This window comes from Pseudomonas sp. S06B 330 (assembly GCF_002845275.2).
Classification (GTDB): domain Bacteria; phylum Pseudomonadota; class Gammaproteobacteria; order Pseudomonadales; family Pseudomonadaceae; genus Aquipseudomonas.
On the sequence record NZ_CP088149.1, the window covers coordinates 2,754,579 to 2,777,733 of the forward strand.

General features: G+C 60.6%; 15 protein-coding genes. 12 read left to right on the forward strand and 3 right to left on the reverse strand.

Going from position 1 to position 23,155, the window contains the following annotated elements:
- Positions 1 to 7: 7 nt before the first annotated feature.
- From CX511_RS12360 to CX511_RS12400, 9 genes are all read left to right on the forward strand, one after another.
- Positions 8 to 1,033, forward strand: a complete 1,026-nt coding sequence (locus CX511_RS12360; RefSeq protein ID WP_045190084.1) for an Ldh family oxidoreductase — start codon at positions 8 to 10, stop codon at positions 1,031 to 1,033.
- A 159-nt stretch (positions 1,034 to 1,192) separates the two neighbouring features.
- On the forward strand, positions 1,193 to 2,389 hold the full coding sequence (locus tag CX511_RS12365; RefSeq protein ID WP_045190082.1) for an amino acid aminotransferase: 1,197 nt from the start codon (positions 1,193 to 1,195) through the stop codon (positions 2,387 to 2,389).
- A 1,189-nt stretch (positions 2,390 to 3,578) separates the two neighbouring features.
- Positions 3,579 to 4,856 carry a serine/threonine transporter gene (locus CX511_RS12370; protein WP_045190080.1) on the forward strand — a complete coding sequence of 426 codons (1,278 nt, stop codon included), beginning with the start codon at positions 3,579 to 3,581 and terminating at the stop codon, positions 4,854 to 4,856.
- A gap of 163 nt (positions 4,857 to 5,019) precedes the next feature.
- Complete coding sequence (tpx, locus tag CX511_RS12375; protein ID WP_101292004.1) at positions 5,020 to 5,520, forward strand: thiol peroxidase; 501 nt, start codon at positions 5,020 to 5,022, stop codon at positions 5,518 to 5,520.
- Positions 5,521 to 5,734: 214 nt separating this feature from the next.
- The gene (locus CX511_RS12380) at positions 5,735 to 7,018 is read left to right on the forward strand and encodes an MdtA/MuxA family multidrug efflux RND transporter periplasmic adaptor subunit (protein ID WP_045190077.1); all 1,284 of its coding nucleotides are present in this window, start codon (positions 5,735 to 5,737) and stop codon (positions 7,016 to 7,018) included.
- Positions 7,015 to 10,116 carry an MdtB/MuxB family multidrug efflux RND transporter permease subunit gene (locus CX511_RS12385; RefSeq protein ID WP_045190075.1) on the forward strand — a complete coding sequence of 1,034 codons (3,102 nt, stop codon included), beginning with the start codon at positions 7,015 to 7,017 and terminating at the stop codon, positions 10,114 to 10,116. The genes CX511_RS12380 and CX511_RS12385 overlap by 4 nt, the downstream gene beginning before the upstream one ends.
- Positions 10,113 to 13,220: an efflux RND transporter permease subunit gene (locus CX511_RS12390; RefSeq protein WP_101292003.1), complete on the forward strand. Its 3,108-nt coding sequence runs from the start codon at positions 10,113 to 10,115 to the stop codon at positions 13,218 to 13,220. The genes CX511_RS12385 and CX511_RS12390 overlap by 4 nt, the downstream gene beginning before the upstream one ends.
- A complete protein-coding gene (locus tag CX511_RS12395) occupies positions 13,217 to 14,704 on the forward strand; it encodes an efflux transporter outer membrane subunit (RefSeq protein ID WP_101292002.1) in 1,488 nt (495 codons plus the stop codon). The genes CX511_RS12390 and CX511_RS12395 overlap by 4 nt, the downstream gene beginning before the upstream one ends.
- A 283-nt stretch (positions 14,705 to 14,987) precedes the next feature.
- On the forward strand, positions 14,988 to 17,072 hold the full coding sequence (locus tag CX511_RS12400) for a putative bifunctional diguanylate cyclase/phosphodiesterase (RefSeq protein WP_101292001.1): 2,085 nt from the start codon (positions 14,988 to 14,990) through the stop codon (positions 17,070 to 17,072).
- A 2-nt stretch (positions 17,073 to 17,074) separates the two neighbouring features.
- Here the strand turns inward: CX511_RS12400 and CX511_RS12405 are convergent, their stop codons facing one another.
- The gene (locus tag CX511_RS12405; protein WP_045190068.1) at positions 17,075 to 17,335 is read right to left on the reverse strand and encodes a DUF1652 domain-containing protein; all 261 of its coding nucleotides are present in this window, start codon (positions 17,333 to 17,335) and stop codon (positions 17,075 to 17,077) included.
- 317 nt (positions 17,336 to 17,652) lie between these two features.
- On the opposite strand from CX511_RS12405, the gene CX511_RS12410 reads away from it, so the two are divergent.
- Positions 17,653 to 18,876 carry a pyridoxal phosphate-dependent aminotransferase gene (locus tag CX511_RS12410; RefSeq protein ID WP_101292000.1) on the forward strand — a complete coding sequence of 408 codons (1,224 nt, stop codon included), beginning with the start codon at positions 17,653 to 17,655 and terminating at the stop codon, positions 18,874 to 18,876.
- Here CX511_RS12410 and CX511_RS12415 read toward each other — a convergent pair.
- Positions 18,835 to 19,482 (reverse strand): DUF1345 domain-containing protein, encoded by a 648-nt coding sequence (locus tag CX511_RS12415; RefSeq protein WP_101291999.1) that lies wholly within the window; start codon positions 19,480 to 19,482, stop codon positions 18,835 to 18,837. The two genes, CX511_RS12410 and CX511_RS12415, sit on opposite strands and share 42 nt — an antisense overlap.
- 260 nt (positions 19,483 to 19,742) lie before the next feature.
- Here CX511_RS12415 and CX511_RS12420 point away from each other — a divergent pair, with 260 nt between their 5' ends.
- Both CX511_RS12420 and CX511_RS12425 read left to right on the forward strand, forming a co-directional pair.
- Entirely contained in the window at positions 19,743 to 20,657 is a 915-nt protein-coding gene (locus CX511_RS12420) for a site-specific integrase (RefSeq protein ID WP_101291998.1), read from the forward strand.
- A gap of 198 nt (positions 20,658 to 20,855) precedes the next feature.
- Positions 20,856 to 21,563, forward strand: a complete 708-nt coding sequence (locus CX511_RS12425; protein WP_101291997.1) for a TraX family protein — start codon at positions 20,856 to 20,858, stop codon at positions 21,561 to 21,563.
- 39 nt (positions 21,564 to 21,602) lie between these two features.
- Here CX511_RS12425 and CX511_RS12430 read toward each other — a convergent pair whose 3' ends face one another.
- Positions 21,603 to 22,934 (reverse strand): spinster family MFS transporter, encoded by a 1,332-nt coding sequence (locus CX511_RS12430; protein ID WP_101291996.1) that lies wholly within the window; start codon positions 22,932 to 22,934, stop codon positions 21,603 to 21,605.
- Positions 22,935 to 23,155: the final 221 nt, after the last annotated feature.

Genomic DNA, 23,155 nt, shown 5'->3' on the forward strand with positions numbered 1-23,155 from the left:
GCTTCAGATGTCCGCACACCCCGACACTGCGGTCACGCAGATTGCCTTCGCTGACCTGCAGGCCTTGCTGCAGCGCATTTTCGTCCGTCATGGCACCAGCGAAGCGGTTGCCCGCGATCTGGCCTTTAACTGCGCCAGCGCTCAGCGCGACGGTGCTCACAGCCATGGTGTGTTCCGTATACCCGGTTACGTCTCGACCCTGGCCAGCGGCTGGGTCAACGGTCAGGCCGAGCCTGCTGTGAGTGATGTCGCCAGTGGTTATGTGCGGGTTGACGCCAAGGGTGGCTTTGCTCAGCCCGCGCTGGCCGCTGCTCGTCCGTTGCTGGTAGAAAAGGCCCGCAGTGCCGGTATTGCGGTGTTGGCCATCCATAACTCGCACCACTTCGCCGCGCTTTGGCCGGATGTCGAGCCCTTTGCTGATGAAGGCTTGGTGGCCCTGAGTGTGGTCAACAGCATGACCTGTGTGGTCCCTCATGGCGCCCGGCAGCCACTGTTTGGCACCAACCCGATTGCTTTTGCCGCGCCTTGCGCTGGCAGTGATCCGATTGTCTTCGACATGGCCACCAGCGCCATGGCCCACGGCGATGTGCAGATTGCTGCGCGCCAGGGTGAGCAACTCCCGGATGGCATTGGTGTGGACAACGAGGGCGAGCCGACCCGTGACCCGCAGAAGATTCTCGACGGTGGTGCGTTGTTGCCATTTGGTGGGCACAAGGGCTCAGCCCTGTCGATGATGGTCGAGTTGCTGGCGGCTGCGCTGACCGGTGGTCATTTCTCCTGGGAGTTCGACTGGTCGCAGCATCCGGGGGCGAAAACGCCGTGGACCGGGCAGTTGATCATCGTTATCGACCCGAGCAAGTCAGGGGGTAACTGCTTTGCCGAGCGCAGCCATGAACTGGTGCGACAGATGCAGGCAGTGGGGTTGCAGCGGATGCCCGGCGAACGGCGTTTCCGCGAGCGAGTGTTATCGGCGCGTCAGGGGGTGACGCTGACCGTACAGGAACTGGAGCAGTTGCAGGCCTTGGCCGTGTAGTCTGAGGCGCGGGGCAGTTGTGTTGTCGCCCCGCAATGAGATTACTGTGCAACCACGCATTAATCAGTTGCACCACAGGTCATGTTCCTGCGCCTCAGGTACAGGTATCCTCGGCACAGCATTTTCTCCGAACTGTCCTGACTCAAGGAGCTGCACGCTGTGTTCAAACATGTCGATGCCTATGCCGGCGATCCGATTCTCTCCCTAATGGAGACCTTCAAGGCCGATCCGCGTGCCAACAAGGTCAACTTGAGTATCGGCCTGTATTACGATGCCGCAGGTGTGGTGCCGCAACTGGCTGCGGTCGGCGAAGCCGAGAAGCGCATGGCCAGCCAGCCCCATGAGGCCTCGCTGTACCTGCCGATGGAAGGCCTGAACAGCTACCGTCAGGCGATCCAGGCGCTGCTGTTTGGCGCTGAGCACCCAGCGGTGCAGGGCGGTCGTGTCGCGACGGTGCAGACTGTCGGTGGTTCCGGCGCGCTAAAAGTCGGTGCCGACTTCCTCAAGCGCTATTTCCCTGAATCGCAGGTGTGGGTCAGCAACCCGACCTGGGACAACCATCGGGCGATCTTTGAAGGTGCAGGCTTCAAGGTCAACACCTATCCGTACTTTGACCAGGGCACGCGAGGCCTGGATTTCGACGGTATGCTTGGCGCCCTGCAGGGCCTGTCGGCCAACAGCATCGTGCTGCTGCATCCCTGCTGCCACAACCCGACCGGGGTCGACCTGAGTCAAGCGCAGTGGCAACAAGTGATCGAAGTGGTCAAGGCGCGCAACCTGATTCCGTTCCTCGACATAGCCTATCAGGGCTTTGGCGAAGGCCTGATTGAAGATGCCTACGCTATCCGTGAAATGGCCCGAGCCGGTGTGCCGTGCCTGGTGAGCAACTCGTTCTCGAAAATCTTTTCGCTGTATGGCGAGCGGGTAGGCGGTCTGTCGGTGGTCTGCGACGATGCTGACACCGCGCAAAGCGTCCTCGGCCAGCTCAAGGCCACCGTGCGTCGCAACTACTCCAGCCCACCGAACTTCGGTGCCCAACTGGTGGCGGCCGTGCTCGGCGATGCAGCACTTAACGCCCAATGGGCGGCAGAAGTGGAGCAGATGCGCCTGCGTATCCTCGAGATGCGTCAGGGCCTGGTCGATGCCTTGGCAGTGCTGCTGCCGGGTCAGGACTTCCAGTTCTTCCTGAGCCAGCGCGGGATGTTCAGCTACACCGGTTTGAAGGTTGAGCAGGTTCGCCGTCTGCGTGATGAGTTTGGTGTGTACCTGATTGACAGCGGCCGGGTGTGCATGTCCGGGCTGCGTCCGGATAATCTGCAACAGGTGGCTGAGGCTATTGCGGCAGTGCAGGCCTAATCGCCGCTGAGGGAGCGGGTCAGCGGCACGCCGGACCGCCGCGAAGGGATGCGGGGTGGCACCCCAAAATGGGTTCTTCACGAAATGTGGGGAGAATGTGCTGGTGCTGGTTCGGGTGTTTAGGATGTGAGCTTATCCAGTCGATTTGGCGAGGCTACCGGCCCCTTCCGCCCTTACGGCGGCCTACTTTTTTCTTGGAAAAAGTAGGCAAAACCGCTCGCTCCATTCATACGGCCCTACGCTGCGCTTCGGGTCCCCTCGCTCCGGTGCCTTCCGGGGGATCGCGGCCTACGACTTGCTTCGCCAAGTCTACGTCTCGCGTCTTCGGCTAACGCCGAAGGGTGCTGCGCACCTACCCCCTCCAGACACCTCCGCTCGGCCTCCTGAAGTCGCGAAGTTACGGGCGGCGCCTGGGCCGGCGTTATCTTCGAACGCAAGCTTTGCAGTGGACAGTCGGACACCATCGCGGGCACGCCCGCTGATGAATTGTAGGAGCCGGTTTTGCCACCGATGGTATCGATGCAGTGTCAGGTGTTGTGCAATATCTGCATCGCTGACAAGACCAGCTCCCACAAAACAGTGCAATACTTCGCTTCGCTTCGCACTGCTCTTGATCTTCATACGCGCAAGTTCATGCGCCGCAGTCTGCGACTTCAGGAGGCTGAGTGGAGGTACCAGTAGGGGCAGTGCGTAGCACCTTCGGCGTAGCCGAAGACGCGAGACGTAGACTTGGCGAAGCAAGTCGTAGGCCGCGTGGCCCCGGAGGGTGCCGGAGCGAGGGGACCCGGAGCGTAGCGTAGGGCCGTATGCAGGAGCGAGCGGTTTTGCCTACTTTTTCCAAGAAAAAAGTAGGCCGCCGTAAGGGCGGAAGGGGCCGGTAGCCTCGCCACATTGAATGGATAAGCCCACCCTAAGCCAGTCGCAGTCGCAGTCGCAGTCGCAGCATCTTCCCCCCCCGATAATCCGTGAAGAACCAATAAATGGGCCTGCTACGCAGTCCTGCGCGGCGGTCCAGCGTCCCGGTAAATCCGCGCGGTGCCCCATAGTGCAACCGCTCCGTCGGCCAGGGCTTTTCAAGGTGCAACTATTGGGCGCACAATCGCGCCCTCTTTATATGGTTGAGAGGCGGTGACGTCTCTGATTCGCCACTCTCAGCCCTGTTGCAGTTTGCGAGTGGAGTTGCACCCGGATGAACGAGCAGGCCCCAAGCGTTGAACAACGCTTTGAATCGACCCCAGCCGCCCTTGGCAGCTGGGCCCGTCAGGACACCACCTGGATGCTGGGCCTGTTTGGCACGGCCATCGGCGCCGGAACCCTGTTCTTGCCGATCAACGCCGGGTTGGGTGGCTTCTGGCCGTTGCTGATCCTGGCGTTGCTGGCCTTCCCGATGACCTATTACGCTCACCGCGGGCTGACCCGCTTCGTGCTGTCCGGGCGCGAGGGGGGCGACATCACCAAAGTGGTTGAAGAGCATTTCGGTATCGGTGCCGGCACCTCGATCACCTTGCTGTACTTCTTCGCCATCTTCCCGATTCTGCTGATCTACAGCGTGGCCCTGACCAATACTGTCGGCAGTTTCATGCAACACCAGCTGCATATCGAGCCACCGCCGCGTTTGGTGTTGTCGTTTGTTCTCATTCTTGGTCTACTGGCCATTGTGCGCTGCGGCGAGCAGGCCACCGTCAAGGTCATGAGCCTGCTGGTCTACCCGTTCATCGTCGCTCTGGCCTTTCTGGCCGTGTTCCTGATCCCGCACTGGAGCGGCGGTATCCTCAGCACCGCCACCGAGATGCCATCGGGTTCGGCGTTTCTGCACACGCTGTGGCTGGCCATTCCGGTGATGGTGTTTTCGTTTAACCATTCGCCGATCATCTCGGCCTTTGCCGTTGACCAGAAACGCCGCTACGGCGTGCACGCTGACGAGCGCAGCGGACAAATCCTCTGTCGTGCCCACCTGCTGATGGTGGTGATGGTGATGTTCTTCGTATTCAGCTGTGTGCTGACCCTGACCCCGGCGCAACTGGCCGAAGCCAAGACGCAGAACCTGTCGATCCTGTCGTACCTGGCCAACCATTTCAGCAACCCGACCATCGCTTTCGCCGCGCCGCTGATTGCCTTCATTGCCATTGCCAAGTCGTTTTTGGGACACTACATCGGGGCCAGCGAAGGGCTTAAGGGCTTGATCGTCAGAACCGGCATGCGTCCGGGCGCCAAGGCTCTGGACCGCATGACCGCGGCGTTCATGCTGGTGATCTGCTGGATTGTCGCGACCCTTAACCCGAGCATACTCGGCATGATCGAGACCCTCGGTGGCCCGGTGATTGCCGCTATTCTGTTCCTGATGCCGATGTACGCGATCCGCAAGGTGCCAGCCATGCGCAAATACAGCGGGCAACTGTCCAACGTATTTGTGGTTGCTGTCGGTCTGGTGGCTATCTCGGCGCTGCTGTATTCGCTGCTGGGCTAATGGCCTGTTGGGCTCCCGGAAGCAAAACTGTGTGCTTCCGGGGGCTTGAATTGTCCACAATAATTGTCTGGCAATACAACAATTTACGCTTGCCCATAGGTGCTTCGGGCACTTTCATGATTAACTCTGGTCCTTTACTCACCCCCGCATAAGGACTCAGCTCATGGCTCAAGTGACTCTCAAAGGCAATCCGGTTCAGGTCAAAGGCGAACTGCCAAAGGTCGGCGCCAAAGCCCCAGCGTTTTCCCTGGTTGGTGCAGGCCTGGCTGACGTGACCCTGGCAAGCCTGGCCGGCAAGCGTAAAGTGCTGAACATCTTCCCAAGTGTCGATACCCCGACCTGCGCCACTTCGGTCCGTACCTTCAACAAGAAGGCCAACGAACTGAATAACACCGTGGTGCTGTGCATCTCTGCTGACCTGCCGTTCGCTCAAGCACGCTTCTGTGGCGCTGAGGGCCTGGAAAACGTGCAGAACCTGTCGACCCTGCGTGGCCGCGAGTTCATCGAGAACTATGGCGTTGCCATCGCTGACGGCCCACTGGCCGGTCTGACTGCCCGTGCCGTGGTGGTACTGGATGAAAACGACAACGTGCTGCACAGCGAGCTGGTTAGCGAAATTGCTGATGAGCCGAACTACGATGCAGCGCTGGCAGTACTGAAGTAACTGCATAGCCTGTTGGGGCCGCTGGGCAGCCCCTCGCTGGCAACGGCGATTAATTGCAAAGAGTTGTTACGGCCTGGCCCTGTCCAGGCCGTTTTTATTTACAGTTCATCGTCTTAGCAACGTAAGCTCAAGGTAAATTGCCGGTAAAGGCGCTTTGCTTATCCCGCTGCAGTGCTTATCGTTCAGCCTCCTCAAAAGAATTCTTTCCAGTCCAATGGTCGATCAACCGATGCTTTCTCGTTCCCGTTCCTCCCGTCGCTGGCTTTTCGGCCTGCTGATTCTGCTGCTGGTCGCTGGCCTGTGCTGGTGGTTGTGGCCGTCTCCAGTGGCGCAAAAGGCTGCCAGTGCGCCGGGCGGCAAGGGCGGACGCCCCGGCTTCGGTGCCTTTGCTGGACCGGTGCCTGTTCGTGTGGAACCGGCCACGGTCGGCGACTTCCCGGTCTATCTCAAGGCGCTGGGTACGGTAACTGCGACCAATACGGTCAATATTCGCAGCCGGGTAGGGGGGGAGTTGGTCAAGGTCAACTTCCAGGAGGGGCAGAAGGTCAAGGCCGGCGACTTGCTCGCCGAGATCGACCCGCGAAGCTACCAGATCGCCCTGCAGCAAGCCGAAGGTACCCTGGCACAGAACCAGGCACAGTTGAAAAACGCTCAGATCGACCTGGAGCGTTATAAGGGCCTGTACGCTGAAGACAGTATTGCCAAGCAGACCCTCGACACGCAGGTGGCACTGGTCGCTCAGTACCAAGGCACGATCAAGACCAACCAGGCCGCCGTCGGTGATGCCAAGCTGAACCTGGACTTCACCCGTATTCGCGCTCCCATCACCGGTCGCCTGGGCCTGCGTCAGCTGGACGTCGGCAACCTGGTGGCGGCCAACGACACCACGGCACTGGTGGTAATTACCCAGACTCAACCGATCACCGTGGCCTTCACTTTGCCCGAGACGGAGCTGAGCACTGTGCTTGCCCGCTACCGAAGCGGTGCGCAGTTACCCGTCGAAGCCTGGGACCGAGGCGACCTCAAGCAGCAGGCCGTTGGCGTGCTGCGCAGCCTCGACAACCAGATTGACACCACCACCGGCACGCTGAAGTTCAAGGCGTTCTTCGAAAACCAGGACGAAGCGCTTTTCCCTAATCAATTCGTCAATGTGCGCTTGCTCGCCGACACCTTGAAGAACGTCGTCCTGGCGCCTTCGGCAGCCATCCAATTCGGTACCGACGGCTCGTTCGTGTATGTCATGGAAGGCGACAACAAGGTACGAATCCGCAAACTGACCCTGGGTGCCAGCGATGGTGACCACACCGTGATCATCGACGGTCTGGCCAAAGGCGAACGCGTGGTGCTCGAAGGCACCGACCGCCTGCGCGATGGCAGTGACGTGGAAGTGGTCAACGACAGCTCACAGGTCCCGGCAACCCCAGGCCAGCACCTGCAAGGGCAAGAGGCCAAGGACACTTCCGCTGCCACGAACCGTAAGGACAATGCCGGCGCATGAACCTCTCGCGGCTGTTCATCCTGCGCCCGGTGGCGACCACCCTGAGCATGCTGGCCATCGTCCTGGCCGGCCTGATCGCTTACACCTTGCTACCGGTGGCAGCCTTGCCACAGGTTGATTACCCGACCATCCGGGTCATGACCTTGTACCCGGGCGCCAGCCCGCAAGTCATGACCAGCGCCGTCACTGCACCGCTTGAGCGCCAGTTCGGGCAAATGCCGGGGTTGACCCAGATGGCCTCGACCAGCTCCGGTGGCGCTTCGGTGCTGACCCTGCGCTTCAGTCTGGACATGAACATGGACGTCGCCGAGCAGCAGGTACAGGCGGCGATCAACGCCGCCACTAACCTGTTGCCGAGCGACTTGCCAGCGCCTCCGGTGTACAACAAGGTCAACCCGGCGGACACCCCGGTGTTGACCCTGGCGATTTCCTCGAAAACCATGCCGCTGCCCAAGCTCAACGACCTGGTCGATACCCGTGTGGCGCAGAAAATCGCCCAGATCAGCGGCGTCGGCATGGTTAGCATCGCCGGTGGTCAGCGCCAGGCGGTGCGCATCAAGGTCAATCCCGATGCGCTGGCCTCTGCCGGGCTTAACCTGGCGGACGTGCGCACCCTCATCGGCGCGTCCAACGTCAACCAGCCCAAAGGCAACTTTGATGGCCCGACCCGCGTGTCGATGCTCGACGCCAACGACCAACTGCGTTCTCCTGAGGAATACGCCAACCTGATCCTGGCCTACAACAATGGTGCGCCGCTGCGCCTTAAAGACGTTGCCGAGATTGTCGACGGTGCCGAGAACGAACGCCTGGCGGCCTGGGCCAACCAGAACCAGGCGGTGTTGCTGAACATCCAGCGCCAGCCGGGGGCTAACGTCATCGAGGTGGTCGACCGGATCAAAACCCTGCTGCCGTCGATTACCGACAACCTGCCTGCGGGGCTGGATGTCAGCGTGCTCACCGACCGCACCCAGACCATCCGTGCCTCGGTCAAGGATGTGCGCAACGAGCTGCTGCTGGCGATTGCCCTGGTGGTGATGGTGACTTTCGTGTTTCTGCGCCGTTTCAGCGCCACGATTATTCCCTCGGTGGCGGTGCCGCTGTCGTTGATCGGCACCTTTGCAGTCATGCACCTGGCCGGTTTTTCGATCAACAACCTGACCCTGATGGCCCTGACCATCGCCACTGGGTTTGTGGTCGACGATGCGATCGTCATGCTGGAGAACATTTCCCGCCACATCGAAGAAGGCGAAACGCCAATGCAGGCGGCGCTCAAGGGGGCCCGACAGATTGGTTTTACCCTGATCTCGCTAACCTTCTCGTTGATTGCGGTACTGATCCCGCTGCTGTTCATGGCAGACGTGGTCGGGCGGCTGTTTCGTGAATTTGCCATCACCCTGGCGGTGGCCATCCTGATTTCGCTGGTGGTGTCGCTGACCCTGACGCCGATGATGTGCGCGCGGCTGCTCAAGCGCGAGCCTGCCGAGCATGAGCAAGGGCGCTTCTACCGCGCCAGTGGCGCCTGGATCGATTGGATGATCGCCTGGTATGGTCGCGGGCTTCAGTGGGTGCTCAAGCATCAGCCGCTGACCTTGCTGGTGGCGGTGGCAACCCTGGCCCTGACCGTGCTGTTGTACCTGGTGGTGCCCAAGGGCTTCTTCCCGGCACAGGATACCGGGGTGATCCAGGGCATTTCCGAGGCGCCGCAGTCGGTCTCCTTTGCGGCCATGAGCGAACGTCAGCAACAGCTTAGTGCAGTGATCCTTCAAGATCCGGCAGTGCAGAGCCTGTCATCCTACATTGGCGTCGACGGTGACAACGCCACGCTCAACAGTGGGCGCTTGCTGATCAACCTCAAGCCGCATGGCGAGCGCGACCTGACCGCCGCACAGGTAATCGCCCGGTTGCAGCCTCAGGTCGACAAACTCACCGGTATCCGTCTGTTCATGCAGCCGGTGCAGGACCTGAGCATTGAAGATCGGGTCAGCCGCACCCAGTACCAGTTCAGCCTGTCGTCACCGGACGCCGACTTGCTCGCCCTGTGGAGTGGCAAGCTGGTCGATGCCCTGCAGCAGCGCCCCGAACTTGCCGACGTCGCCAGCGACCTGCAGGACAAGGGTTTGCAGGTGTTCCTGGTGATCGACCGCGATGCTGCCAGCCGCCTGGGCATCAATGTCGCGGACATCACCAATGCCCTGTATGACGCCTTCGGCCAACGCCAGATCTCGACCATCTATACCCAGGCCAGCCAGTACCGTGTGGTACTGCAGGCCGAGGCCGCCTCCAGCCTGGGCCCACAGGTGCTTGAGCAGATTCACGTCAAGGCCAGCGATGGGGGGCAGGTACGCTTGTCGAGCCTGGCACGCATTGAGCAGCGCCAGGCGCAGTTGGCCATTGCCCACATTGGCCAGTTCCCGGCGGTGATGATGTCGTTCAACCTAGGAGAGGGGGCGTCCCTCGGCGAGGCCGTGAAAGCGATCGAGCAGGTGCAGCAGGAGATCGGCATGCCGGTCGGCGTGCAAACCCGCTTCCAGGGCGCCGCTGAAGCCTTCCAGAACTCGCTGTCGAGTACCTTGCTGTTGATTCTGGCGGCGGTGGTGACCATGTACATCGTCCTGGGGGTGCTCTACGAGAGCTACATTCACCCGGTGACCATCCTCTCGACCTTGCCGTCGGCGGCGGTCGGTGCCTTGCTGGCGTTGATCCTGTCCGGCAACGACCTGGGCATGATCGCCATTATCGGTATCATTTTGCTGATCGGTATCGTCAAGAAAAACGCAATCATGATGATCGACTTTGCCCTGGAGGCCGAGCGCAGTCAGGGCATGACCCCGGAGGCGGCGATTTATCAGGCGGCGTTGTTGCGTTTCCGGCCAATCCTGATGACCACCCTGGCGGCCTTGTTCGGCGCCATTCCGCTCATGCTTGCCAGTGGTTCCGGGGCTGAACTGCGCCAGCCACTGGGCTTGGTGATGGTCGGTGGGCTGTTGCTCAGCCAGGTACTGACGCTGTTCACCACGCCGGTCATCTATTTGTATTTCGACCGTCTGGCACGACGTATGCGTCCTCAGGCTGACGCTGTGGTGCAGGATACGCCATGAACCTGTCCGCGCCGTTTATCCGCCGGCCAGTAGCAACCATGCTGCTGAGCCTGGCGATCATGTTGCTCGGCGGTGTCAGCTTCGGCCTGTTGCCGGTGGCGCCGCTGCCACAGATCGAGTTTCCGGTAATCGTCGTGCAGGCCAACTTGCCGGGAGCCAGCCCAGAAGTGATGGCCGCTACGGTGGCGACGCCGCTGGAGCGCTCCATGGGCGCAATCGCTGGCGTCACCACCCTGACCAGCAGTTCCAGCCAGGGCTCGACGCGGGTCATTCTCGGTTTTGACCAGGGCCGTGACATTGACGCTGCCGCCCGCGAAGTGCAGGCGGCGATCAATGCCTCGCGCAACCTGCTGCCCAGCGGTATGCGTAGCATGCCGACCTACAAGAAGTACAACCCGTCACAGGCGCCGATCATGGTCCTGGCCCTGACTTCCAGCGTGCTGCAAAAGGGTCAGTTGTATGACTTGGCCTCGACCATCCTCTCGCAAAGCCTGTCGCAAGTGCCTGGGGTGGGGGAAGTGCAGATCGGCGGTAGCTCGCTGCCGGCGGTGCGCATCGAACTTGAACCACACCTGCTCAATCAGTACGGCGTTGCCCTGGACGATGTACGCCAGACCATCGCCAATGCCAACCAGCGTCGGCCCAAGGGTTTTATCGAAGATGATCAACGCAATTGGCAGGTGCAGGCCAACGACCAGTTGGAAAAGGCCAAGGACTACGAACCGCTGATCATCCGTTATCAGGACGGCGCGGTGCTGCGCCTGAGCCATGTGGCCAAGGTCAGTGACGCGGTGGAAAACCGCTACAACAGCGGTTTTTTCAATGACCAGGACGCGGTACTGCTGGTGATCAACCGCCAGACCGGGGCCAACATCATCGAGACCGTGCGCAAGATCAAGGAACAGTTGCCCGCGCTGGAGTCGCTGATGCCCGCCAGCGTCAAGCTGGACGTGGCCATGGACCGCTCGCCGGTGATCACCGCAACGCTCAAGGAGGCTGAGCACACCCTGATCATCGCGGTGGTACTGGTGGTGCTGGTGGTGTTCCTGTTCCTGGGTAACTTGCGCGCCTCATTGATCCCGACCCTGGCCGTGCCGGTGTCGCTGGTTGGCACTTTCGCGGCGATGTACCTGTGCGGTTTCTCCTTGAACAACCTGTCGCTGATGGCGCTGATCCTCGCCACCGGCCTGGTGGTCGATGATGCCATCGTCGTGCTGGAGAACATCTCCCGCCATATCGACGAGGGTGTAGCGCCGATGCGAGCCGCCTACCTGGGGTCCAAGGAAGTCGGCTTCACCCTGTTGTCGATGAACCTGTCGCTGGTGGTGGTGTTTGTCTCGATCCTGTTCATGGGGGGCATTGTCGGCTCGTTGTTCCGGGAGTTCTCCATTACCCTGGCGGTGGCGATCATCGTTTCACTGGTGGTGTCGCTGACACTCACGCCAATGCTCTGCGCACGCTGGCTCAAACCCCATGCGCAAGGCGAGCAGACGCGCCTGCAGCGCTGGAGCGAGCAGCTCAACCAGCGCATGATGGTCAGTTATGGGCGCAGCCTCGATTGGGTCTTGCGTCACCGACGCCTGACCCTGGCCAGCCTGCTGGTAACCATCGCTGTGAACATCGCCCTGTATGTAGTGGTGCCCAAGACCTTCCTGCCACAGCAGGACACCGGTCAACTGATGGGTTTTGTCCGTGGTGACGACGGCCTGTCGTTCCAGGTCATGCAGCCGAAGATGGAAATCTACCGCCGGGCCTTGCTCAAGGACCCTGCGGTGGAGAGTGTCGCCGGCTTTATCGGCGGCAATAGCGGTACCAACAACGCCATGGTTCTGGTGCGCCTGAAGCCGATCAGCGAACGCAAGGTGTCTGCGCAGAAGATCATCGAGCGGATGCGCAAGGAGATGCCCAAGGTGCCCGGTGGACGCCTGTTCCTCATGGCTGACCAGGACTTGCAGTTTGGCGGCGGTCGTGATCAGAGCAGCTCACAGTTTCTCTACACCCTGCAGAGCAGTGAACTGTCGGCGTTGCGCGAGTGGTACCCGAAAGTGGTCGCGGCGCTCAAGGCTCTGCCGGAGCTTACCGCCATCGATGCCCGCGAGGGCGGCGGTACCCAGCAGGTCACCCTGGTGGTCGATCGCGAACAGGCCAAGCGCCTGGGCATCGACATGGTCATGGTGACCTCGGTGCTCAACAACGCCTACAGTCAGCGGCAGATCTCGACCATCTACGACAGCCTCAACCAGTACCAGGTGGTGATGGAGATCAACCCCAAGTACGCCCAGGACCCGCGTAGCCTCGAGCAGGTCCAGGTGATCACCGCCGACGGCGCCCGGGTACCGCTGTCGACCTTCGCGCACTACGAGAACAGCTTGGCCGATGACCGGGTCAGCCACGAAGGCCAGTTCGCCTCGGACAGCATCAACTTTGACATTGCTGAAGGCTACAGTCAGGACCAGGCTCTGGCCGCTGTTGAGCGGGCTGTGGCCAAGGTCGGTTTGCCGGAAGATGTGATCGCCAAGCTTGGCGGCACCGGTGATGCGTTTACCGAAAGCCAGAAGGGCCAGCCGTTCATGATCCTCGGGGCGTTGCTGGCGGTGTACCTGGTGCTGGGAATTCTTTACGAGAGCTACATCCACCCGCTGACCATTCTTTCGACCTTGCCTTCGGCCGGGGTAGGAGCCTTGCTGACCCTGTATGTGGTGGGCAGCGAATTCAGCCTGATCTCGCTGCTGGGGCTGTTCTTGCTGATTGGCGTGGTGAAGAAGAACGCCATCATGATGATCGACCTGGCCCTGCAGCTGGAGCGTCACGAGTATCTGAGCCCGGAGCAATCGATCCGCCGCGCCTGCCTGCTGCGTCTGCGCCCGATCCTGATGACCACCGTGGCCGCCATCCTTGGCGCCTTGCCGTTGTTGCTCAGCCATGCCGAAGGTTCGGAGATGCGCCAGCCGCTTGGCCTGACCATCATCGGCGGGCTGGTCTTCAGCCAGGTCCTCACGCTTTACACCACTCCGGTGGTTTACCTCTATCTGGACCGCTTGCGCCATCGCTTCAACCGCTGGCGCGGCGTGCGTACCGACGCTGCTTTGGAAACCCCGCTATGACCCGACGTCTGTTTCTCTCCGATCGCTCGCTGCAAGCCGTGCTCGCTGCCCGTGGTTCGCGTTTGTTGGCTGCAAGTGTGTGCCTGGCCATGCTCAGCGCCTGTACCTTGAGTCCGGACTACCAGCGCCCGGACAGCCCGACCCCGGTGCAGTTCAAGCATGCTGCGGGCTGGACCCAGGCGAACCCATCGGATGCCTTGGCCCGTGGCGCCTGGTGGGAGCTGTATGGCGACGCCCAGCTCAACGGCCTGATCGAGCAGCTCAACAGCAACAACCAGACTGTTGCTCAGTACGCCGCTCAGTACCGTCAGGCCCAGGCCTTGGTGCGCAGTGCCCGTGGGGCGCTGTTCCCGAGTATTGACCTTAGTGCTGGTAAGACGCGCTCAAGCCAGGGCACCGGCAGTTCCAGCTCCAGCCTGAGCAACAACAGCAGCGGTATTCGTAACACCTACAGCACCACCCTGGGCGTTAGCTGGGAAGCTGACCTATGGGGCAAGCTGCGCGATGGCTTGGCAGCCAATGAAGCCAGCGCCGAGGCGAGCCTGGCCGATATGGCGGCGATTCGCTTGAGTCTGCAGTCGGAGTTGGTGCAGAACTACCTGCAGCTACGGGTGATAGACGAGCAGAAACGCCTGCTTGAAGCCACGGTTGCGACCTATCAGCGTTCGTTGACCATGACTGAAAACCAGTACCGCGCTGGGGTCTCCGGCAAGGATGCGGTGGCTCAGGCGCAAACCCAGCTCAAAAGCACTCAGGCCGACCTGATTGACTTGGTCTGGCAACGTGCCCAGTTGGAAAACGCCATCGCCGTCCTGTTGGGCAAGGCACCGGCCGACTTCGCCCTGGCCGACAGCAAAGACATCCCCGTGCTGCCCCAGGTGCCGCTGGCCTTGCCTTCGCAATTGCTTGAGCGTCGCCCAGACATTGCTTCGGCCGAGCGTAAGGTGATGTCAGCCAACGCCAGCATTGGTGTGGCCAAGGCTGCCTATTTTCCGGACCTGAGCTTGAGCCTCAATGGCGGCTATAGCAGCAGCAGTTTCAATGACTGGATCAGCCTGCCTAACCGTTTCTGGTCGGTGGGCCCGCAACTGGCCATGACCTTGTTCGACGGCGGTCAGCGTTCCGCTGAAGTCGATCGTACCGAGGCGGTCTACGACCAGACCGTGGCGCAGTACCGTCAGGCGGTGCTCGATGGCTTCAAGGAAGTCGAAAACTACTTGGTGCAGCTCAACGTCTACGAAGATGAAGCCAGGGTGCGTAGCGAAGCGCTGGAGGCGGCGCGTGAGTCGCTGCGCCTGACCAGTAACCAGTACAAGGCTGGGTTGATTGCCTACCTGGATGTGGTCAACGTGCAGACCACTGCACTGAGCAACGAGCGAAGCGTGTTGACCTTGCTGCAGGGCAGGCTGGTGGCCAGCGTGCAACTGATTGCGGCGCTGGGTGGGGGCTGGGATGCACAAACGGCCTTTACTGAGTCTGAATAAAATCTATAAAAAACAACAAGATAAGCAATTTACTTAAAGTAAAAATTTTCCTTAAGTAGATTTTGTTGGAAATTGCATGATTTAGTATTGTTTTACGTTAAATATAAATCCTAACATATTGATTTATAAGGATATTTATATGTGATTTTGGTGTGTCATTAGCAATGCGCTGTCATTGCTAAATGCCATCGAAACTCCGTGCGTTTCGGCAAAGGTTGAGTACAATCATCGGCTTTTCCCCGGGCCACTTCAGTGCCCGATTCCAAGGGTTGTGGAAGGCCAAATGCTGATCGGTAGTTACGCTTCTTCGCTGGTGGTTATTTCGCTCTGCGTGGCCATTCTTGCTTCCTACACCGCACTGGATCTGACCGGGCGCATCGCCACCGCCAAAGGCCGCGCGGTGTACCTGTGGATCAGCGGCGGGGCACTGGCGATGGGGTTTGGCATCTGGTCGATGCACTTCATCGGCATGCTCGCCTTCCGCTTGCCGATCCCCTTGGGCTATGACCTGACCCTGACTTTGCTGTCGCTGCTGATCGCCGGGCTGTCTTCAGGCTTTGCCCTGTGGTTGGTGAGTCAGCCTAGCCTGCCCTGGACCCAACTGGCCCTGGGCGCCTTGATCATGGGCGCTGGCATCAGCAGCATGCATTACACCGGCATGGCTGCACTGCTGATGCAACCGGGTATCGACTACGATCCGGCGCTGTTTAGCCTGTCGTTGCTGATCGCCGTGGGCGCTTCGGCGGTGGCCTTGTGGATTGCCTTCCGCTTGCGTCATCAAACCCTCTACGTGCGCCAGATTCGTGGCGCCGCTGCGGTACTGATGGGGGGGGCAATTGTCGGAATGCACTACACCGGCATGGCTGCGGCCAACTTCCCAGAGGGCAGTTTCTGCGGTGCACTGGGCAGCGGTTTGAGTGGCAATGGCCTGGATTACCTGGTGTTAATTACCACGTTGGCGGTGTTGTCGGTGGCTTTGCTGACCTCGGTGCTTGATGCTCGCCTGGAAGCGCGCACGGCGGAGCTCGCGCGCTCCTTGACCCGGGCCAACCAGGAACTCACCCAACTGGCCTTGCACGATACCCTGACCGGCTTGCCCAACCGTACACTGCTGGCCGACCGCATTGAACAAGCCATGAGCAAAGTGGCAGAGCAGGGTGGCTGTTTTGCGCTGATGTTCATTGACCTGGATGGCTTCAAACCGGTCAACGATGCCTTTGGTCACCATATGGGCGACTTGTTGCTCAAGGACGTGGCGCAGCGCCTGCGCGGCCACTTGCACAGTCAGGACACCCTGGCGCGCATCGGTGGTGACGAATTTGTGTTGCTGGTGGAGTTGCAAGAGCCTGATGACGCCCTTGGGGTCGCCGCCAAGCAGGTCAACCTGATTTCCCGTGCCTTTCGCGTTTCGGACCAGAATCTGCAGATTTCGGCGAGCATTGGCATCGTGCTCTACCCGGGCAATGGCATCGATCAGCATGAGTTGTTGCGTAACGCCGATGCGGCGATGTATCACGCCAAAAGTGCTGGCAAGAACGGTTACAGCTTCTTTGACGTGTCGATGAACAGCAACGCGCGCCTGCAACTGCAACTGCTCCAAGACCTGCGAGTCGCCCTTGAACAAGGTCAGTTCCGCCTGTTCTATCAACCCAAGTTCGACGCCCAGAACTGCCAGCCCATCGGTGCTGAAGCCTTGCTGCGCTGGGAACATCCGCAGCATGGGCTGCTGTTGCCGGACCGCTTTATCGGTCTGGCCGAAAAAACCGGGCTGATCATTCCGATCGGTGAGTGGGTGCTGGATGAAGCCTGTCGGCAGATGCGTGTATGGATCGACCAGGGCTACAGCGACTGGCGCATTGCGGTCAACCTGTCCGCCATCCAGTTCTGCCACAACGGGTTGGTCGAGAGCGTTGCCAAGGTGCTGGCGCGTCATAACCTGCCAGCCAACAGCCTGACCCTGGAAATCACCGAAACGACCGCCATGCACGATGCTGACGCGAGCATGGCAGTACTGCAACGCTTGGCGGACATGGGCGTGGACTTGTCCATCGACGATTTCGGTACCGGCTATTCGAGCCTGATGTACCTCAAACGCCTGCCGGCCAACGAGCTGAAGATCGACCGCGGCTTTGTCCGCGACCTGGAACATGACAGCGATGATGCTGCGATTGTGTCAGCCATTGTCGCCTTGGGGCAGGCGTTGGGCTTGCGGATTGTCGCCGAAGGGGTGGAAACCGACCGTCAGCAGAACTTCCTGACCCGTCTGGGCTGCGATTCGTTGCAGGGTTACTTGCTCGGCCAGCCATTGCCGGCCGAGCGGTTTATCGTCGATATCGAGCGTGAACGTCAGTCTCTGGCCGTCAGCTGAGTTCAACCCGCAGCGCGCAGGTTACAGGAGGGCTCGAAGGCGTCTAGCTCAGCTTCGACGGCTTCGATGATCCGTTCGACATCGGCAGCGGCCATGAGCGTGGCGCAGGGAATCCCGGCGACGGCCAACAGGGTTTCACCTGTGGCCCGGTCAAACAACCGTGCGACCATGCTACGCGGGGCATCCATGCTGGCCTCGAAGCCCAGCGGATGAAAATACCAGCGCATCACCTGACAGGCGTTGGGGAACGTCAGCTTGTTCATTCCGGCCTCCTTGTAGGGGTGAACAACAGGGGAGCGGAGCGTGATGGGTTTAAGGTCCTGACGACCTGCGAGAAACCTAAACATAGCACTGCTGCCGTCAGTGTCTGCTGTTGCTGATGACAGTTTGTCGTTTCTTTGAAGTCGTTCTCGCTCGCCTTTGATAAGTCTGGTGCACAGCTGATATCGGCAAACGTTTGCCGACAATGTTTCGCCGTTGCCAGTGTCGGCGTTCTGCTATTTTTACCGACAGTCGGCTGGGATGCTCGCCTGGGATTTTTCAGACCAATGGCAGCCCAGGTCCAGTCAAGGAGACGGTCATGCGCTACTCAACGCTCACCCAACGTATCGCCGGTGACGGTGCTGCCGCCTGGAACATTCACTACCATGCGCTGGAACTGCAGGAACAAGGGCGCGAGATTTTCCTGCTGTCGATTGGCGATCCGGACTTCGATACGCCACCGGCCATTGTCCAGGCCGCCGTGGACAGCCTGCGCGCAGGCCATACCCATTACTCCGACGTGCGTGGCAGCCTCGGCTTGCGTCAGGCCATTGCCCGCCAGCAGATGCGCCATAGTCCCCAGCGGGTTGGTCCGCACGAGGTAGTGGTACTGGCGGGAGCGCAATGCGCCTTGTACGCTGTCGCCCAGTGCCTGTTCGATCCGGGGGGCGAGGTTATCGTTGTCGAGCCGATGTATGTCACCTACGAGGCGGTGTTCGGCGCGTGTGCGGCGAAGGTGATACCGGTACCGGTTCGCCCCGAACAGGGCTTTCGCCTCGACCCGGCCGACATCGCCGCGCGGGTTACGCCGCGAACCCGGGCACTGCTGCTCAACAGCCCACACAATCCTTCCGGGGTCAGTGTGCCCAGGCACACTTGGGAGCGTCTGGCGCAGGTCTGCATTGAACATGACCTGTGGCTGATCTGCGACGAGGTCTATAGCCAGCTGCTGTACGAGGGCGAGCACGTAAGCCCCGCAAGCCTGCCAGGCATGGCGCAGCGCTGCGTTACCATCAATAGCCTGTCCAAGTCCCATGCAATGTCTGGCTGGCGCGTGGGCTGGGTCATCGCTACGCCGGCCTTGTGCGAGCATTTGAGCAACCTGGCGCTGTGTATGCTCTACGGGCTGCCGGACTTCATCCTCGACGCTGCGCAACTGGCGCTGGAACAGGAGCTGCCACAGGTAGCGCAGATGCGTGACACCTACCGCGAACGGCGTGACCGAGTCTGTGCCTGCCTCACCGGTTGTCCGGGCATTGACGTACACAAGCCGGACGGAGGAATGTTCGTGATGATTGATATTCGTGCGACGGGCCTCGGCGCCCAAGCCTTTGCCGAACGATTGTTGGAGGAGCACGGCGTGGCCGTGCTTGCTGGCGATGCCTTTGGCCCCAGCGCGGCGGGGCATTTGCGCCTGGGTCTGGTGATGGACAGTGAGCGTCTCGAACAGGCTTGCCAGCGTATTGCCCGCTGCGCTGTGCAGGTGCTGGAAGAGTGCCCATCAGTTGATCAAGGTGGCGGCCATATTGATGGTCAAGCCTAGAATCGCGGTGTTGAACACAAACCCCACCAGTGAATGTGCCAGCACCACGCGGCGCATTTCCCGCCCGGCCACACCGACATCCGAGGTTTGTACCGCCACGCTGAGGGTGAAGGCAAAGTAGTGGAAGTCCCAGTAGTCGGGGTGGCGTTCGCCGTCGCTAAAGCGCAGTAGCGGCGCGTGCTCGTTAGCGGTGTAGAACATATGGGCGTAGTGCAGGCTGAAAATGGTGCCAATCAGCAACCAGGAGCCGGCGACGGTGAAGGCGGTGAAGGCTAACTGCAGCGCGGTTGGGCCCCCTTCGAGCTTGACACCTGCCGCCAGTTGCATCGTTACCGCCACCAGGCTGGCGATGGCGGCGATGCTGACGGTAAACAGCACCAGGCCCGCGTTCTCATCCTCAATGCTGGCCACCTTGCGGACTTTCTCGGTGCTGGCACCCAGGGTCAACCATAGAATCAACAGCAGATACAGCCACACGCCGCTGTTCCAGCCAATCAGCACATGCTCTATCCAGTTGTTTGCCGGTATTAGCCAGCCGCACAGCAGGCCAACGAGAGCGGCGATACTCAGGCGGGGGTGGCTGCGGGTCAGTCGATGAAAAGCCATGCTGCCTCTAAACCAAGGGTTCTTGAGCAACTGTAGCCTCAAGCCTGGACAGGCGCTTGGTGAAGATTGAGGTGGCCATGATATTGCCCTCAATCGATTCCAAAGGGCGTGATGAGGTACTATCCCTAGGTGTCTTAGCTATAAATGGCTTGCCAATCAATGACCTGGTCATGATGTGAGTCATTTCGACCCGTGCCATTCAGGGGCATCATGTCGCGCCGCCGTTTTTGCCCTCAGCTCAGCTCTACAGGATTCCCGGTTTGTCCGATTCACTGCAAAACCCCTTGCTGCAATACCTCGCGCGCCTGGCGCCTTCCAGCCAATTGACCATGAAGTACATCCTCCAGGACGCTGCCGACCGCTTGGGCTTCGAGGATTGCGACATCAGCGACATACCCTGGCACCAGCTTGAGCCCGGTCACGTCACCGCGCTGATGGCGGCGTTGCGCGCCGATGGTTATGCGCCCAACACCTCGTCGCTGTACGTCAACGCCGTGCGCGGGGTGATGAACGAAGCCTGGCGCCTGGGGTTGATCAGCCAGGACCAACTGCTGCGCATCCGCACCGTCAAGCCAGCGCAGGGCACACGCCTACCCAGCGGCCGCAACCTCAAACGCAGCTTGATCCGTGAACTGATGGACGCCTGTGCCGCCGACCCACGGCCCCAGGGCTTGCGCGACGCAGCGGTGATCGCCTTGCTGTATGGCACCGGCATGCGCAAGTCCGAATCGGTCAACCTTGACCTGAGCCAGGTGGACTTCAACGAGCGCAGCTTGCAGGTACTGGGTAAAGGCAACAAGCAACTGATCAAATACGCACCGACCTGGGCCTTTGACAAACTCAACGCCTGGCTGGCCTTTCGTCGTGAACAACTGCCCGAAGGCCAAGCGGATGATGACTTTCTGTTCAACCGTATTCGGCGTGGCAGCCACATTACCCGCGAGCGCATCACCAAACATGCGATCTACTACATTGCACGCCAGCGTGGCACCCAGGTTGGGGTAAAGATCATGCCCCACGACTTTCGCCGTTCCTTTATCACCCGGGTGATCGAAGAGCACGACCTGTCGATCGCACAGAAACTGGCGCACCACACCAATATTCAGACCACTGCCAATTACGACATGCGTGATGACAACGAACGGCGCCGGGCGGTGGATCGCTACGACTACTGATGTCATCGGTGGGAACTGGCGTTGCCAGCGATGCAGGCACCGCGCAACAGTTGACACCGCGCCGATCCCATCGCCGGCAAGACCGGCTCCCACAGGTTTAATCCATATACGCCAACAGGCCCACGTACACCCTCCAGGTGTGCGTGGGCCTTTTCGTTTACGCTGTGGGCTGACTTCCTCGGCATTGAAAGGACGTTCATGAGCTCAGCGCGTTCTGCAGGTCTGGATCTGGTCAAGTGGCTGGCGATGATCACCATGGTTGCCGATCACCTGCGCTTTATCTGGCCGACGGCCGAATGGCTGTTCATCATCGGCCGTCTGGCGTTTCCGCTGTTTTGCCTGGGGATTGCTGCCAATGTGGCGCGCACGGTGCCAGGGCAGCTGTTCACGGCGGCCAATGCGCGTTACCTGGGCTGGATGCTGGCCTTTTCGGTGTTGTCCGAGTGGCCTTATCACGTGCTGGATGTCGGGACCGGGACGTTGAACATCATGCCCACGCTGACCCTGGGGTTGCTGGTGGTGTGGGGTGTTCACCATCATCTGCGTGTGATGCGCTGGATTGCCTTGGGCACGCTGCTGATGGCACTGCTGGTGTCGGATGTACTGATGTATGGCTGGCCGGGGGTGTTGTTGCCTTCGGCGTTTCTGATGGCGCTACGCGGTGGTTGGGGCACCTGGTTGGTGCCTGGTTTTGTGGCAGCGCTGGCCAATTTGACCAACCATTGGCTGCGGGCCAATGTCTTTGAGCCGATTACCTTGATGACACTGGCGGCGGCGTTGGTAGCCGCCCCGGTGGGCTTGTGGATGTTGCGGGGCCAGTATGGCGGGCGGGTCTGGCGGGTAGGGCGCTGGGGTTATTGGTTTTATCCGCTGCATCTGGGGGTAATCAAGCTGCTGACGCTGTAGGTACCGACAGGCAAGGCCGGCGCCTACAGGTGGATGGATTTAAGCGGTTGCCGGAGCGCTCGACACTGTTTCGATCACCGGTGCTTTCAACTGGCGACGGTAACCCGGCAAGGCCAACGCCAGAAATACCGCCGCCAACACCAGCATCGACACTGACGCCGCCAGTGCATAGCGCAATGACTCAGCCCCCAACGTTGGCAGGAAAAAGTCGCTGAGCATGCCGATCAGCAACGGGCCGACACCCACCCCGAGCAAGGTCATCGACATGACGAAAATAGCGGTTGCCTGGGCCAGGCGGGTGGCTGGGAACAGGTGAGTGATGGCACCCAGGCACGGTGTTGCCCACCACACGCCAAAAAAGGCAAAGACGCTGTAGAACAGGAACGCCACCGGCACGTCGATGCCGGCAATCTGCAGTGCAGTACCCTGTGGCCAGAGAAAATAGGCCAGGGCGAAGGGGATGCTGATCAGGGTGCCCAGCAGTGGTACGCCAATTTGCCAGCCGACGTCGCGGCGGGCCAGGCGGTCGGTAACCATGCCGCAGACCAGGGTGCCGAGGGTGGCGCCAGTGCCGCCGACCACGCCAACCAGAAAGCCGGCCTGCTGGATGTTCAAACCGTGAGAGCGGATGAGAAAACTCGGGCTCCAGGTGCCAATGGCGTAGCCGGCAATCGCCGCGGCACCGCCCGTCAGCACTAGCCACAGGAACGACGGCGTCTTGAGCAACGCCTGCAAGGTTTTCAACCAGCCTTCTTGCTGCGTAGCGGCCAGGTGCGTAGGCACCGGGGTGAGCGTTGGCGTGCGTACGGTGAGCAATAACAACAGGCCAAGAAAGATCCCCGGTGCACCGATCAGCAGGAAAGCCAGGCGCCAGCCGTGGTGCTGGGCAATCCAGCCACCCAGGCCGAGGCCCACGATCGCGCCCAGGCTTGAACCCAGCATCAGTACCGCCAGGGCGGTGGAGCGGCGCCGTGCCGGGTACAGGTCGGAAACCATGGCCACCGACGGCGCGGTGCCGCCAGCCTCACCCACGGCCACACCGATGCGCGCCAGCACCAGCATCAGGAAGCTGCCGGCGACGCCGCAGAGCATGGTCATCAAGCTCCAGGCGATGCAGCTCAGGGCAATCACCGGCTTGCGGCCGATGCGGTCAGACAGGCGCCCCAAGGGAAAGCCAAACAGGGTGTAGAACACCGCGAAAGTCACCCCTGACAGCAGACCAATGCCAGTGTCGGAGATCCCGAATTCGAGCTTGACCGGCTCAATCAGAATCGCCATCAGTTGGCGGTCGATGTAGTTGAAGACATAGATCGCGGCGAGCACGAACAACGCGTAGTGCGTGCGCCATGTAACAGGGGTCGAGGTGTTCACAGCGGGTGCTCCCGGTCTTGTTCTAGTCGGCTGATCGTCGGGGGTTGTGCCAGGTATTTCATCGTCCGTTCAGACCAGTTCTGTCGACTTCAGGCCGGCCAGCAAAACTAGTCTTGACGGACGATGTTTCGTGTCAGCTGTGGGTCAATCATTCGGGCCATCTTCGGCGTTACGCGAATCCCTGCCGCCGTGCAGCGTGATTCTGCCACGACCGGAAATTT

What these genes read in the sequence shown, in the direction of transcription:
- CX511_RS12390 (WP_101292003.1), top strand. Translation starts at nt 10,113, where the DNA reads ATGAACCTGTCCGCGCCGTTTATCCGCCGGCCAGTAGCAACCATGCTG.
- tpx (WP_101292004.1), top strand. Translation starts at nt 5,020, where the DNA reads ATGGCTCAAGTGACTCTCAAAGGCAATCCGGTTCAGGTCAAAGGCGAA.
- CX511_RS12405 (WP_045190068.1), bottom strand. Translation starts at nt 17,335, where the DNA reads ATGAACAAGCTGACGTTCCCCAACGCCTGTCAGGTGATGCGCTGGTAT.
- CX511_RS12370 (WP_045190080.1), top strand. Translation starts at nt 3,579, where the DNA reads ATGAACGAGCAGGCCCCAAGCGTTGAACAACGCTTTGAATCGACCCCA.
- CX511_RS12415 (WP_101291999.1), bottom strand. Translation starts at nt 19,482, where the DNA reads ATGGCTTTTCATCGACTGACCCGCAGCCACCCCCGCCTGAGTATCGCC.
- CX511_RS12395 (WP_101292002.1), top strand. Translation starts at nt 13,217, where the DNA reads ATGACCCGACGTCTGTTTCTCTCCGATCGCTCGCTGCAAGCCGTGCTC.
- CX511_RS12360 (WP_045190084.1), top strand. Translation starts at nt 8, where the DNA reads ATGTCCGCACACCCCGACACTGCGGTCACGCAGATTGCCTTCGCTGAC.
- CX511_RS12400 (WP_101292001.1), top strand. Translation starts at nt 14,988, where the DNA reads ATGCTGATCGGTAGTTACGCTTCTTCGCTGGTGGTTATTTCGCTCTGC.
- CX511_RS12380 (WP_045190077.1), top strand. Translation starts at nt 5,735, where the DNA reads ATGGTCGATCAACCGATGCTTTCTCGTTCCCGTTCCTCCCGTCGCTGG.
- CX511_RS12425 (WP_101291997.1), top strand. Translation starts at nt 20,856, where the DNA reads ATGAGCTCAGCGCGTTCTGCAGGTCTGGATCTGGTCAAGTGGCTGGCG.
- CX511_RS12385 (WP_045190075.1), top strand. Translation starts at nt 7,015, where the DNA reads ATGAACCTCTCGCGGCTGTTCATCCTGCGCCCGGTGGCGACCACCCTG.
- CX511_RS12410 (WP_101292000.1), top strand. Translation starts at nt 17,653, where the DNA reads ATGCGCTACTCAACGCTCACCCAACGTATCGCCGGTGACGGTGCTGCC.